General features: G+C 31.9%; 11 protein-coding genes and 1 pseudogene. 2 read left to right on the top strand and 10 right to left on the bottom strand.

What is annotated here, in order from left to right; translation table 11 throughout:
• Positions 1-145: 145 nt before the first annotated feature.
• The 5 genes from KPL38_RS08660 to KPL38_RS08640 all read right to left on the bottom strand — a co-directional run bounded on the left by KPL38_RS08660 (position 146) and on the right by KPL38_RS08640 (position 6625).
• Positions 146-1057 carry a PTS system mannose/fructose/sorbose family transporter subunit IID gene (locus KPL38_RS08660; RefSeq protein ID WP_216288748.1) on the bottom strand — a complete coding sequence of 304 codons (912 nt, stop codon included), beginning with the start codon at positions 1055-1057 and terminating at the stop codon, positions 146-148.
• A gap of 19 nt (positions 1058-1076) precedes the next feature.
• A complete protein-coding gene (locus KPL38_RS08655; RefSeq protein WP_216288747.1) occupies positions 1077-1883 on the bottom strand; it encodes a PTS mannose/fructose/sorbose transporter subunit IIC in 807 nt (268 codons plus the stop codon).
• Positions 1884-1918: 35 nt separating this feature from the next.
• Positions 1919-2896: a mannose/fructose/sorbose PTS transporter subunit IIA gene (locus tag KPL38_RS08650; protein WP_216288746.1), complete on the bottom strand. Its 978-nt coding sequence runs from the start codon at positions 2894-2896 to the stop codon at positions 1919-1921.
• 214 nt (positions 2897-3110) lie between these two features.
• A complete protein-coding gene (locus tag KPL38_RS08645) occupies positions 3111-3584 on the bottom strand; it encodes a mannose/fructose/sorbose PTS transporter subunit IIB (protein WP_216288745.1) in 474 nt (157 codons plus the stop codon).
• A 245-nt stretch (positions 3585-3829) separates the two neighbouring features.
• Positions 3830-6625 (bottom strand): sigma-54-dependent transcriptional regulator, encoded by a 2796-nt coding sequence (locus tag KPL38_RS08640; protein WP_216288744.1) that lies wholly within the window; start codon positions 6623-6625, stop codon positions 3830-3832.
• Positions 6626-7069: 444 nt separating this feature from the next.
• On the opposite strand from KPL38_RS08640, the gene KPL38_RS08635 reads away from it, so the two are divergent.
• Both KPL38_RS08635 and KPL38_RS08630 read left to right on the top strand, forming a co-directional pair.
• Positions 7070-7732, top strand: a complete 663-nt coding sequence (locus KPL38_RS08635; RefSeq protein ID WP_216288743.1) for a vitamin B12 dependent-methionine synthase activation domain-containing protein — start codon at positions 7070-7072, stop codon at positions 7730-7732.
• Entirely contained in the window at positions 7725-10094 is a 2370-nt protein-coding gene (locus KPL38_RS08630) for a homocysteine S-methyltransferase family protein (protein ID WP_216288742.1), read from the top strand. The genes KPL38_RS08635 and KPL38_RS08630 overlap by 8 nt, the downstream gene beginning before the upstream one ends.
• Before the next feature lie 96 nt (positions 10095-10190).
• Here KPL38_RS08630 and KPL38_RS08625 read toward each other — a convergent pair whose 3' ends face one another.
• From KPL38_RS08625 to KPL38_RS08610, 5 genes and pseudogenes are all read right to left on the bottom strand, one after another.
• Positions 10191-11480, bottom strand: coding sequence for a homoserine dehydrogenase (locus KPL38_RS08625; protein ID WP_216288741.1), 1290 nt, complete (start codon positions 11478-11480; stop codon positions 10191-10193).
• Positions 11481-11552: 72 nt separating this feature from the next.
• Positions 11553-12866 carry an aspartate kinase gene (locus KPL38_RS08620; protein WP_216288740.1) on the bottom strand — a complete coding sequence of 438 codons (1314 nt, stop codon included), beginning with the start codon at positions 12864-12866 and terminating at the stop codon, positions 11553-11555.
• Between the two features lie 418 nt (positions 12867-13284).
• Positions 13285-13743: pseudogene (locus KPL38_RS20330) on the bottom strand (dioxygenase family protein); the annotation flags it as partial.
• Between the two features lie 36 nt (positions 13744-13779).
• The gene (locus KPL38_RS20325) at positions 13780-14061 is read right to left on the bottom strand and encodes a dioxygenase family protein (RefSeq protein ID WP_376769029.1); all 282 of its coding nucleotides are present in this window, start codon (positions 14059-14061) and stop codon (positions 13780-13782) included.
• An 83-nt stretch (positions 14062-14144) separates the two neighbouring features.
• Positions 14145-14357 (bottom strand): heavy-metal-associated domain-containing protein, encoded by a 213-nt coding sequence (locus tag KPL38_RS08610; RefSeq protein ID WP_216288739.1) that lies wholly within the window; start codon positions 14355-14357, stop codon positions 14145-14147.
• Positions 14358-14404 lie beyond the last annotated feature (47 nt).

Below are 14404 nucleotides of genomic sequence, written 5' to 3'. Positions count from 1 at the left end.
CAGATTCCGCCTCACGGTGGACACCCTTGTCTTAAGCTAACGGATGGCACTATCAGCCCCCGTATCGGACTTTCACCGACGAGTAAACGCCCATGCCAGGCACACTAAAAAAACCCAGGCCAAAAGCCCAGGTTGTGTAAAAATATTACATTAAACCGATTAAGTGGAAAATAATCCCGACTGCGAACAATCCAAAAATAATTGTAATTGGATTAACTCTCTTCTTAAGCAACCACATACAAAGTAATGTCAATCCTAATCCTGCAATTCCAGGAATCAAAGAATCCAAGTTGTTTTGTAATGTTGTAACCTTATCAGGAGTTAATGACATACCACTTCCCTGTTGCAATAGAGCTTCTTTAATACCTGCTGCTCCAGCAGGTATTTGAGTCCAATCAATGAAAGCACCTTTAGCTAACTTAACGGTTGATACTACCGGTGTAAATACAACGGTTACCCATCTGTTAACTAATGATCCCAAAATAAACATACCAAGGATGGATGCTCCTTTTGTAACATCTTGTAATAAATTACCTGATACATCATCAGTAATTTTAGAACCTGCTTTGTAACCAAACTCTTGTGTATACCATGTAAATGACATACGAATAGCATTCCAAGCTAAGAAAAATATAATTGGTCCAAGTATATTACCCGCCATAGCAAGAGAACCAGCGAGTGCCCCTAAAATCGGCCTAACAGTAAACCAGAAAACTGGATCACCTACGCCTGCTAAAGGTCCCATCATACCAACCTTAACACCTTGAATAGTTGCATCATCAATTGGTAGACCATTTGCACGATCTTCTTCTAATGCTAATGTTACACCAATGATTGGTGAAGCTACATATGGATGAGTGTTAAAGAACTCCAAGTGACGTTTTAGTGCAGCTGCACGCTCTTCTTTAGTCTTATATAATTTTTTGATTGCGGGTATTAATGTATATGCCCAGCCACCGTTTTGCATTCTTTCATAATTCCATGAACCTTGAATAAAAGTTGAACGCCACCAAATTACAAGACGATCTTTTTTAGTTAATTTTAATTCCTTATTCATTTTAGTATTCCCCCCTTTCTTAGTAAGTGTCAATAATATCGCCTAATGGATCACCAGTATTTGAGCTTCCACCTTTACCTGAGCCACCTTGTTTAGTAAGCTTTAAGTAAATAAGAGCTACACATACACCGATTGCCCCTAGTCCGATAAGTGTAATTTGTGAAATAGTTGCTAATACAAAACCAATTGCAAAGAATGGCCATACTTCTTTTGTAGCCATCATGTTGATTACCATTGCATAACCAACAGCTACGACCATTCCACCACCGATTGCGAGTCCGGCTGTTAGCCAAACAGGCATAGCTTCAAGTACTGCACGAATAGGACCAGCACCAACTGCTAAAATCAAGGCTGCTGGAATTGCAATACGTACACCTTGCATACAAATACAAATAACATGCCACATTTCAACTTTTCCAATGTTTCCGTCTTCAGCAGCAGCATCCATGAAATGTACAAATACTGTAGCAATTGTACGAGAAATAATTGCTAATAATAGACCTGCAACTGCTAGTGGTACAGCAATAGCAATAGCTGCAGGAACTCCTGCTGTTCCTTGGCCACCAAGAACTAGAATAATTGCAGATGCAACAGATGCAAGCGCTGCATCGGGTGCTACGGCAGCACCTATGTTTGCCCAACCTAAAGCAATCATTTGAAGAGTACCACCTAAAATTAGGCATGGTAATAAGTTACCTGTAACTAAGCCGATTAACGTACAAGCAATTACTGGTTGATGGAAATCAAATGCATCCAAGACGCCTTCCATACCAGCAAAAAATGCCACGATAACGACTAATATCATTTGGATTATATTTATATCCATGATTATTAATCCCCCTTTTCATTTAAATAATTTAATTATTTCAGTTTCTTTAATTCTTCTTGTGCTTTTTTAAGAATTTCAGCCATATTTCCTTTTGAATCATTTGGAACTTTACGAACATCAAAAGTGAGTCCTGCCTGTTTAAGCTTATTGAAGGTATCAATATCGTTTTGATTAAAAGCAAGTACTTTATTTGGTTGAACTTTACCTACAGCGTGAGCCATAGAACCAATATTGATTGTCTTAAGTGGTACTCCACCTTCTACTGCGCGAAGTACATCTTGTGGATTTTCAAAAAGAAGCAATGCACGTTCTCCACCAAACTGTTTATCATTTTTTGCAAGTTTAATCATTTGTTTAACTGGAATAACATGAGCCTTAACTCCCGGAGGAGCAGCTTGCGTTATCAATTTGCTACGAAGTTCATCTTTAGCTACTGCATCTGACACGACAATTATTCGTGTAGGTAACACACTTTTTGACCAAGCAGTTGCTACTTGTCCATGAAGTAAACGAGAATCAATACGAGCTAAAACATATTCGAATGATCCAGGTTTACCTGTATTAATTCGCCCAGCTGAAGCCTCTGAAGATTTACCAACGTCTTCTGGTTCTAATTCTTCAGGCTTAACTTTAACTCCTTCTTTAGCTGGTTTTAAAATATAAGCTGCAATTTCCTGTGCGGATTCCATTGAAGAACGTGAAGCATAAGCTTCAATCACCATTGGCAGATTCATACCAGCTACGATTGCCCATTTATCTTTGTGTTCTTCAAATAGACTATTCGCTTGGTTGAATGGTGTACCGCCCCAAAGATCGACTAAGATTAAAACCTCATCTTGGTTGTCAAAGGATGCAATTGCGTCTTTCATTTTTGCTTTAACATCATCGGGGCCTTCACTAGGCATCAACGTAACAGCTTGTACGTTTTCTTGTTCTCCAAAAATCATTGCACCGGATTGCAAGATGCCTTTAGCAAATTCTCCATGACTAGCAAGAATAATTCCTACCATTTTTTATACCTCCTATGTTTTATTTGTTACAGTAAAATTTATATAAAAGTTTCGAAAAACCTGTAACCAAAATTAATAATTATTACATATTTAATTTATTTTACCAATTGTAATGACATTTGATTTCACTCCATGTAGCAATGTTTGTTTTAATAAAAATTTTTGGAGCTCATCACAAACGATTATAACGATTACAATTAAAACCAATTAAATCTTATAATTTTGACATTAAATCTACTTTTGAATCTGAAGAAATTTTTCTTATTTCTAGTTCAATACCTTTTTCATTTAATGTTTTGAAAGCTTCAACGTCTGTATCATCTACTGATACTACTCTAGTTATTTGTTTCTTTCCTTGTTTAAATGACATACCACCAATATTTACACTCTTTATGACTACTCCACCTTTAACCATTCTTACAACATCCGTCGGATTAGTAAATAGAAATAGTACTCTATCATTTTGGTATCTTGGATTACTATAAACTTTTATTGCGTCATCAATTCCTAAAACATTTGATTTAATTCCTGGAGGTGTAGCTTGCTCTAAAAGTGTCTTTCTAATTAAATCCTTTGTTACATCATCATTGCATACAATTATTCTTTGACATTTTGTGTCTTTTGACCAAATTGTTGCTACTTGACCATGTATTAATCTGTCATCAATTCTTGCAAGCACTATGTTCATAGTAAATCATCCTCCTCATAAGCACTTTCACCTATGTTGTCTTACTATTATATATAGCAACTGTCATGCCAAAATAGTGTATTATTTTTTATGTTAGTGTTAAATTATTTAAAATAGCCATTTTTTATTTAAAATTCTTTTTTACTTTTTTATTTTAATACACTTCTTCTATGGTTTCAATACTAACTTTAATTTTTAGCTGATAAAAAGTGTATCAAAAGAGAAGTGTATCAGTATATTATCTTCTATTCTATCATTTCTGCTAAAAATAATATTTCATCTTCAGTTAAACTTATATTTATTGCATCTTTAAATACTTTATTTGCCTCCGTAATAATCTCTATCAAGTGTGAATTTAGATTAGCTTTTTCCCTCTTGTACTTTAAACCGTCCTTTATTATCATTCTCTCTAGTGCACAACCTACATGCACCATTATTCTTATTTTGGTTGCATTATTAAAACTTATTTTCGTGTTTTCCTCTAAAACATTCACAAATTGATACAATACACTTATTATTTTAGAAGGATTTAAATAAGTTAAAAATTGATTTAGACTGTCTTCGCATAGATCCTTAACTACTGTATTTTCATGGCCTTTTTCAATTTTAAAGTTCTTTTTCTGTATTATACTCATTAAAATACTTTCGCCATAACCACTAATTAACTCTTCAAGGGAGATAAACGGTGCTTCAATTTTAGGGTTTAAAATACCAACGGATGCTATAATACTATAGTTGTTTTTTATTTTTATTATTTCGCTTTTTATGCCTTTTACGCTTATTGGTAAAATTTCAATTTCTTTTTCATCTGTACTTCTAACAATATTCTCCACAAGCTCTTTTAGCTTTACTGCAGTACCCTCACCCGTTGCGCATATTGTTATTATTGCCCTTTTCTTATTTGTATCGTCTTCAGTAATAACTTTCTCTTCTTCATCAATCTTTGAATACCCTCTAAATTGTCTTAGAGAATTATATAAGGCATCCAAATTCATATCTAAAATAGTTGCTTTCCTTATGGCTTCTAATACTAATGAGGTGGTAACCATATCTAGTGTCCTAACCTTTATATCCGTTTTTTCCATTATTATAGACTCAAAGTTAACAAGTGAGCCCATATCCACAAGTAATAGAACCCCCTTACCCATATCTATTTCCCTAACCTTTTCAATAATTTCATCTAAAGTTTGAGTAGGACTAACTTCGAGTGGCATATCTATTGCTTCGATTACACCCTCCCCTAGAAGTTGCCTTGCCACATTAACCATACTACTTGCTGTGCTGCTTCCATGTGCTGCTACAATTACTGCCACATGCTGATTTGTTTGTTCCTCCGTAATAGAACTGATTAACAATGTAAGATATATAACTTCAATCTTTGGAACAACCACATTATATTTTTTTTCAACCATTCCCTTTATGTCTACTGCAATATTGAATTCTTCACGTTTATCATCTATTATACCTTCTATATTTTTATACTTAAGATTTTGATGATTACTTAATCTATTTAAAAATGAACTTAAATGTAGACTTAATGCATATAAAAATCTATCAGTTAATGTTTTATCAAGCTTTTTTTCAATCATGTCCATTATTTCTTCTGAAAATTCAAGAATATCTTCATCTACTATTTTTAATATTTTACTTCTACCATCCTCATCATTTTTAACTTTGTTATAAAAGGATTTAATATGCACATTAATGTCAGTTGTAATAAAATTGTTTATATACTCCTCATCTGCACCCCCTTTTTTCAAAAAGGCTGCCTTATCCTCTATTATCTTATATAAATTAAACGGTGGCTCATAAGGATCTTTTTCAATTAATACACTATGACCTTCTGGAGTAACTATTAACTGTGAATCTAAATAACCAGATATTTCTTCCATTTCTTTACGTTTGCCACTTAGATAAAATAATCCACTTTTAATATCTAAAGGCAACGAATTAAAATCTATTTCTATAAAGTCCTTATTATTTATACTATTTAAAAAACCCTTAGCGCAAATAAGTTGAATATTTGATTTCATCTGACCAATATTCCCATAAGATGTACTTCCAATAATTGCCTTTACTGCTTCATCTTCAATTTTTATTACTTTGTTTACTCTATGTGCCTCATTTGCGAATAAGAATTTGATGAAATCAACTTTATCGCTGGCTGTCCTTTTATCAAAGTTAGGAATAGTTATAATTATTGGTATTCTTCTTACAAATGTCTTTAGTAGTGATGAATTGGGATCCTCCGTAGTGGCTCCAATTATTAAAACACAGGATTTTCTGTTTCTCTCTGTCTCACCTAATCTATTAAACATACCTGTATCCATAAAATAAAACAACATTTCCTGTCCTTCTGGTGGTAATCTGTGTATTTCATCTAGAAATAATATGCCGTTATCTGCTTTTTCAACAATTCCAGCCTTTTCGCTATCAGCACCAGTGTAAGCTCCTTTAATATGTCCAAACAAATGTGAGATTAAAAGTTGAGGATTGTTATAATAATCAGCACAATTAAATACTATAAAGGGTGATTTTTCATTCAATTTTTTAGAATACTTTGCTTGTTTGTACATCATATTTGCAAACAAGGTTTTACCAACTCCTGTTTGACCAACAATTAATGTGTGCAAACCATTTGGAGGATAAAGTATTGCAGCTTTTGCCTGTTCAATTTGATTTTTAAGACTAGTTTGTGCTCCAATAAGTTTATCAAAAGGACATTCCTCCTTACTAGTTTTATTTTTTTCAAGGAATAACTCATTTAAATTTTTTATTTCTATTGGCCCAACTGGCAACTTTTTATTCAAAATTCTTTCTAAGCAAGAATTATCAACGTATAACACTGGTCTAGATTTTATTTTTATTATCCTATCTTGCCTAAGCAATTCATTTAATTCCATGCTTACGTTATTTCTTAAAATATTTAAACTCTGAGATATTTCATTTGCGCTAAAACCGATTTTTTCCTCTAAGTTTTCACGATTAAATTTTCCTGTTTTTTCAACAATATACTCATAGATTTTTTCACTTCTTTTCAACTTATCACCCCCAAAGATTTATACACTTAATACACTTAATACACTTCCTTTATTATAAACTGTATTGAAATAAATATTCAAGTTTTAAGTGCAAAAAAAGCTCTTTATCATCAATATTTTATATTTCACTGCTAAAAAGTATCAATTTAAATTATTAAGTGTTAAATCATCTCCTGGGTCGCTGCAATATTAACAACTTTGGAAGCAGATTTAGACTGCCGCCAAAGTAATTTTCCTAGGCTAGACAACTGCCACTCATAGAATATGTCAGACTTGAAGCTTCCAAAATGTTGTTAAACTATTGCTAATAATTAAAACTTTTAGGTACATTTTCAAATTCAACTTACATGCAAACAAACATCTATTAAATGTAATTAATAAATATTGTATTTGCAATTATTGTATTTATACTTTATTCTAGAATAAAACTGATTGGAGTGCGCTATGGAAATTGATAAAAAAGAAGTATTAAGATATTTAGGTTATAAACATCAAAAAATAAATAAAAATATGACCCTTTTAATTAATGATTGCGCACGAGAGATAATTGATATAAGCAAATCTAGTTCTACATATGAAATTTTTGATATTGAAAGAAAAGATGATCAACTCTTTCTTGTTGGTAGTACCTTAGTTTTAAAAGATAAAGACATAAAAAGTCTTCTAATAAACTCAGAAAAATGTGTAGTAATGGCTGCAACACTTGGAACCAAAGTCGATAGCACCCTTGCTTACTACTCTAGATTTGATATAACAAAAGGTGTAATTATGGATGCCTGTGCAAGCACAGCGATAGAATATGTATGTGATCAACTTCAAGATGAAATTATGAAAAATGCATTAAAAGATGATTTACATATTACAACTAGGTATAGCCCAGGTTATGGAGACTTTGCTATTCAAAATGGTGCAAAAATATTAAATGTATTAGATGCTTATAAAAAAATAGGGTTATCTATTACTGAAAATAGTATAATGCTTCCTAGAAAATCGGTAACCGCAATTATAGGTCTTAGTAAAGTTGCAAGTTTAAATAAACACACTGGATGTGCATTTTGTAAAAATATAGGTTGTGAATTTAGAAAGGATGGCGGGTGTTGTGAATAAAAAAATAGATTTTAATAATTTTTTATTGTTTGATGGTGCTATGGGAACAATGCTCCAAAAATATGGAATTAAGCGTGGTGAATTACCTGAGAGTTATAATATATTGCACCCAGAAATAATTGAAAAAATTCATTTAGAATATCTTAGTGCAGGTAGTGATGTCATAACCACTAATACATTTGGTTCAAATAGATATAAACTTAAAAATACTATATACAGCGTTGAACAAATTGTTGGAAGTGCAGTTAAGATCGCAAAAAATGTTGCTGGTGACAAATATGTTGCACTTGATATTGGACCCATAGGTCAGTTAATGCAACCTCTTGGAACATTATCATTTAATGATGCATATGACACTTTCGCCGAGCAAATTAAGATTGGTGCAAAAGAAGGCGCAGATATAATACTCATCGAGACAATGTCTGATATTTACGAGGCGAAAGCCGCAATTCTTGCTGCGAAGGAAAATAGCAATCTGCCTGTTATATGTACAATGTCTTATCAAGATAATGGAAGAACCTTAACAGGCACAGACCCACTAACTATGGTTAATGTAATTCAAGGCCTTGGCGTTGATGCACTTGGCGTAAATTGTTCATTAGGTCCAAATGAAATGCTTCCACTAATTACAGAAATTCTTAAGTACTCTAGTGTGCCTGTTATAGTTCAACCTAATGCAGGTCTTCCTAAACTTAAAAATGGAGAAGCATTTTATGATGTTAATGCACATGAATTTGCACAGTACGCGAAAATTATGGCAGAAATGGGTGTTACACTATTCGGAGGTTGCTGTGGAACAACGAGTCAACACATAAAAGATATCAATGATGTGTTAAAAAAATTGAAGCCCATAAAACGTGATGTTAAAAAATTTACAGCAGTTAGTTCGCCCTCCTTAACAGTAATACTCGGAGAAGAAGTAAAAGTTATTGGTGAACGAATAAATCCTACAGGCAAAAAAAAGCTTAAGGAAGCTTTAAAAAGTAATAATCTTGACTATATACTTAAAGAAGCTATTAATCAAAGAGATCACGGTGCAGATATACTAGATGTTAACGTAGGACTTCCTGAAATTGATGAACTTGAAGTTATGGTGCATACTATAAAAGAACTACAAAGTGTGGTAAATCTTCCTCTTCAAATTGATAGCGTACGACGTGATGTAATTGAATCTGCAGTTAGAATCTATAATGGAAAACCACTAATAAATTCTGTAAATGGCAAAGACGAAATAATGGATTCAATATTTCCAATAGTTAAAAAATATGGTGCTTGTGTAATAGGGCTAACCATAAATGAAGATGGTATTCCATCAACAGCTGAAGGTAGACTTAAAGTAGCTACTAAGATTGTGAAACGAGCTATGGATTATGGAATAGATAAATCAGATATTATAATAGATTGCCTTGTTTTAACTGCATCAGCTCAGCAAAGTGAAGTTAAAGAAACTATTCGTGCAGTTGAACTTGTTAAAAGAACACTAGGCGTCAAAACTACTCTTGGAATAAGTAATATATCCTTTGGTTTACCCCAAAGAGGAATATTAAATAGAACATTTCTTGCTTCAGCATTAACAGTTGGCCTTGATGTTCCTATATTAAACCCTCTATCCGAGGATATGATGTCCACAATTAATGCATTTAATGTTCTATGGAATAATGATATTGCATCAAAAAAATATATAGATATTTATTCATCATTTGAAGGAAAACCAGCCTCTAAAGAAATTAGCACAACTAAAGATTTAAAGAGCATTATAATTGATGGTATAAAAGAAGAAGCCTCAAAAATAACTAAAGAACTTTTAAAAACAACACCAGCGATGGAAGTTGTAAATACTTATTTAATACCTTCTCTTGATATTGTAGGAAAAAAATATGAAACTGGTGAAATATTTCTTCCTCAATTATTACAGTCTGCAGAGACAGTAAAAAAATCATTTGAGATCATCAAAGAAAAGATGATAGAAAGCACTGACAAAAAAATCAGTAAAGGCACAATTGTTCTTGCAACTGTTCGAGGCGATATTCATGATATAGGAAAAAACATAGTCAAAATTCTACTCGAAAATTATGGCTTTGACGTAATAGATTTGGGCAAAGATGTGCACGAAGATGTTGTAGTTGAAGCAGTTCGTAGTAGTAATATCAAATTAGTTGGTTTAAGTGCACTTATGACTACAACTGTTAGAAGCATGGGTGAAACTATAAAGGCTCTTCGTGACAATAATTTGGATTGCACTGTTCTTGTTGGAGGCGCAGTTCTAAATGAGGAGTATGCAAAAATGATAGGAGCAGACTATTATGCTAAAGATGCAACTCAAACCGTGAAATTTGCGAGAAAATTATTTAAATGTGAATAAATAAGTAAATAAAGAAAAAGTATATATTACGCGTATTGTAATACGCGTAATATATACTTTTTCTTATTCATACAAATATTTATTATATTGATATTATTAATTAAATGATTCTATTCTTATAATACTTTCTATTTCATTTACATTTTCAAGTTCTTTAATTTTTTTAAGCGAATTTCTAATATTCTTTTCTGCACTTTTATGCGTAATAAATGCTAATAATACATGATCTTTATGGACCACATCTTGAGTAATTGATGTAATACTAACATTATTACCTCCAAATATAGCAGCTGTATCTCCTAAAACACCTGCTTTATCTTTCACATTAAGTCTGATATAAAATTCCGACTCATTTTCGCCTGATTCTTTTACTTCTTTAAAATCAGCATCATCATTTAAGGCTTTTAATTCTGAAGGCTTTACATTGTTTCTTAATATAGATATTATATCTCCTACAACTGCACTTCCAGTTGGCATATCCCCTGCACCTTGTCCATAAAGCATAAGTTCCCCAACTGCATTCCCTTTTATAAGAATTGCATTATATGCATCATTTACATTTGCCATTGGATGACTTGATGGTATTAAAGTTGGATGTACTCTAAGTTCTAATTTATTGTTTTCTTCTTTTGCTATTGCTAATAATTTTATCGTATAACCAAATTTCTTAGCATATTCTATGTCCACAGAACTTATTTTTCTTATTCCTTCTCTATATATACAATCGTGATTTACCTTAGTTCCAAACGATAATGAAGCCATTATTGCAAGCTTATAAACAGCATCATAACCATCCACATCAGATGTTGGGTCTGCCTCTGCAAATCCCTTTTCTTGTGCCTGTTTTAAAGCTTTCTCAAAACTAAGTCCTTCTAATGTCATTTTACTTAATATATAATTAGTTGTTCCATTAATAATTCCGATTATCTGCTCTATTCTATTTGCAGTAAGACTCTCATTAATTTCACGTATTATAGGAATACCACCAGCAACACTAGCCTCATAATAAAATAAAACATTCTCCTCATCGGCTATCTTAAATAGTTCTTCACCCCAATTTGCAATAACTAATTTATTAGCAGTTACAATATGTTTTTTAGCTTTCATTGCACGTATCATATAATCTTTAGCCTCATCTCGTCCACCAACAAGTTCAACTACAATTTTTATACTCTCGTCATTTATAATATCTTCAATATTATCTGTTAATATTTCCTTAGGTATATCAATATCTCTTTTTTTATTTATATTTTTCACTAATATTTTAGCTACCTCTATGTTGCAATTTGAACGTTTCATTATCTCTTTTTTATTTTCCTGTAATATTTTCCATACACCTGTACCCACATTTCCGAACCCCAAAATTGCTATTTTCACTTTTTCCATACTATTTTCCTCCCTTTAAACTATAAATATTATTGTAGTCTCACAGATATTAATCAAGTCAGACGATTATGCCTAATTATCAAATACTTTATATACTGCCCTAATAGAATTTTCGAAATCATCATTTTCTACGCCAACAATAATGCTTAGCTCACTTGACCCTTGATTAATCATTCTAATGTTTATATTACATTTTGATAAAGCATCAAATACCTTAGCAGATATCCCTTTAGTTTTTATCATTCCTTCTCCAACAACTGCTATTAGTGCCATATTAGGGTGAACTATTATTGAGTCTGGACTACATTGATATTGTATTTCCTCGATTATTTTATCAATCTTATTGTCAAGTTCTGAATCATCTATTACGAGCGATACTGAATCTATTCCTGATGGTATATGTTCAAATGCTACATTATTGCTTTCGAGAACTGATAAAATTCGGCGACAATATCCAATATCCCTATTCATAAGTGTTTTTTCAATTGCTATAACAGTAAAATCTTTTTTCCCTGCTATGCCTGTAATTTTCCCAGGTTTATCTTCTAATTTATCATTTAAAATAAAAGTTCCTTTTCCTAAAGGGTCATTCGTGTTTTTTATGTTAATTGGAATGCCATCATTTTTAACTGGGAAAATTGCTTCCTCATGAAAAACATTTGCACCCATATATGAAAGTTCCCTTAATTCTTTGTAGGTTACCTCTTTAATCGGTTTAGGATTATCTACAATACGAGGATCTGCCATTAAAAATCCTGACACATCTGTCCAGTTTTCATAAATTGTTGCACCTACTCCTCTAGCAATTATTGCCCCGGTAATATCTGAACCACCTCTTGAAAATGTTTTTATTTTTCCTCCTGGAATTGAACCATAAAATCCAGGTATTACTGCTTTTTTAACCTTTGATAATACACTTTTTACAGCATCATATGTTGAGGCCTCATCTAAACGTCCACTTTTCTTGAAAATAATAATATCAGCAGCATCAATAAATTTATATCCCAAATATTCAGCAAGCATTAACCCATTTAAATATTCTCCCCTACTTGCTACAAAGTCTTCCGATGCCCCATCAATTATTTCTTTTTTAAGATCATTTAGATATTTTGACATATTAATAGAAAGTTTTAATTCTTTACACAAAGTAGTATATCTATCATCAATTAGTTTTAATAATTCATCAAATGGTAATGATTTTTTCGCATGTTGATGGCATAAATATAAGAGATCTGTAATTTTATAATCACCCTTACTTCTCTTTCCTGGAGCTGATGGTATGACATAACATCGCCTATCGTCAGACAATACTATATCTTTTACCTTCTTAAATTGATTACTATCACATAATGAACTGCCACCAAACTTTGTAACTATAACTTCCATAAGTTTTCCTCCTGTATAATAACTTTTATGAAAAAGTCTATTAACTTATATCCTCTCTTTTTATTTTTTCTATGTATAAGATATTTATAGTGATATTTTATTGCGTGATAATTAATGATAAAAAAAAATAATGCACATTATTTTTTAATTTTTATTACATTTTATTTTTATTAGACACTTTATTGTAAAAAATAATTTGATATCACTTTACCACTATCATAAATTAGTGTTTAATTAAGTATACTCGTTTTTCCAATAATGTCACCTAATATTTAAGGCCAATTAGTCTGCTGACTATTTTTGATGTTTTTTTTCTTATAAATTAAAGCAAAGTCCCCTTACTTCACTAAAAAAAAAAAGCTGTGAAGTAATACTTCACAGCTTTTACATTTATTTTATTATACGCCATATTTTTGTTTTATCCTATTTTTATACAAGTCATAGACATAGACCCATGCTGTATGCCCCTATATATGAAATTAACTTCATCAGAGGCTTCCTGAAGCCCCGCTATATAAAGTAATGGTAAATAATGTTCTTTCGTAGGTACTGATAGTTTAGAACTTTTACCTATGCTTTGATAAGATATAATTTTCTTATGTTCCCTATTTACTACAGCATCACAAATATATTTATCAAATTCAGTTGCCCACTCAAATGGAGTTGCAAACATATCATAATCCATTATCCCTAAGTTATGAACTATATTTCCACTACCTATTATTAAAATTCCTCGTTCCCTGAGTTTAGATAGCTTTTTACCAAGGTTATAATGATATTTTTCATCACCCAATCTGTTTAAACTCATCTGAAATACAGGTATATCAGCTTTCGGATACATATGTGTTAAAATAGCCCAAGCACCATGATTCAGTCCCCACTTTTCAGTGAGTGTAACCTTAGAATCCTTTAGTTATGCTGCAACCATTTCAGCATATTTTTTTGATCCCGTTGGATTATATTTAAGATTATATAGTTCTTCAGGAAACCCATAAAAATCATATATCTGCTCAGGCATGTCACAAGATGTGATAAAAGTTCCATCAGTTTCCCAATGTGCAGATATTACTAAAATTGCTACTGGTCTTGGTATTGTTTCAGTTGATTTACTAAGAGTCTGTGTAAATGAATTATCTAACACTGCATTCATAGGACTTCCATGACCAATAAACAATACTGGCATTTTTTCATTCATTATTTATCCCCCCACATTTAAAGACACCCTGTTTAATCTTTGTTTTTTTGTGACAATAATTAAATCATCACTTATTATTTAGACTATGCTTTTTCTATTTTTACAACGTCATAACCAGCATCCTCAATAGCTAACTTTATAGCGTTATCCGTAATATTATCACTAATTTCTGCAAGTGCAAGTTTTCCTTCAAGATTTACTTCAACATCTTTTGCACCAATTTCTTTTAATGCCTCGCTAACATGGTTTACACAATGCATACAACTCATACCTTCTACAAATATCTTCTTTTTCATTTTTATTTCTCCCTTCAATTTTTATTTCTTATTATATTTATTTTCTC

Source organism: Clostridium psychrophilum (genome assembly GCF_018861705.1).
GTDB classification, from domain to species: Bacteria; Bacillota; Clostridia; order Clostridiales; family Clostridiaceae; genus Clostridium_AD; species Clostridium_AD psychrophilum.
The sequence above is the reverse complement of the archived record's forward strand: the minus strand, read 5'-3'. Positions and strand labels throughout refer to the sequence as shown.

Excerpts from the sequence above, each read along its gene's own strand:
- KPL38_RS08660 (WP_216288748.1), bottom strand. The coding sequence starts at position 1,057 with ATGAATAAGGAATTAAAATTAACTAAAAAAGATCGTCTTGTAATTTGG.
- KPL38_RS08655 (WP_216288747.1), bottom strand. The coding sequence starts at position 1,883 with ATGGATATAAATATAATCCAAATGATATTAGTCGTTATCGTGGCATTT.
- KPL38_RS08650 (WP_216288746.1), bottom strand. The coding sequence starts at position 2,896 with ATGGTAGGAATTATTCTTGCTAGTCATGGAGAATTTGCTAAAGGCATC.
- KPL38_RS08645 (WP_216288745.1), bottom strand. The coding sequence starts at position 3,584 with ATGAACATAGTGCTTGCAAGAATTGATGACAGATTAATACATGGTCAA.
- KPL38_RS08635 (WP_216288743.1), top strand. The coding sequence starts at position 7,070 with ATGGAAATTGATAAAAAAGAAGTATTAAGATATTTAGGTTATAAACAT.
- KPL38_RS08625 (WP_216288741.1), bottom strand. The coding sequence starts at position 11,480 with ATGGAAAAAGTGAAAATAGCAATTTTGGGGTTCGGAAATGTGGGTACA.
- KPL38_RS08620 (WP_216288740.1), bottom strand. The coding sequence starts at position 12,866 with ATGGAAGTTATAGTTACAAAGTTTGGTGGCAGTTCATTATGTGATAGT.
- KPL38_RS20325 (WP_376769029.1), bottom strand. The coding sequence starts at position 14,061 with ATGAATGAAAAAATGCCAGTATTGTTTATTGGTCATGGAAGTCCTATG.
- KPL38_RS08610 (WP_216288739.1), bottom strand. The coding sequence starts at position 14,357 with ATGAAAAAGAAGATATTTGTAGAAGGTATGAGTTGTATGCATTGTGTA.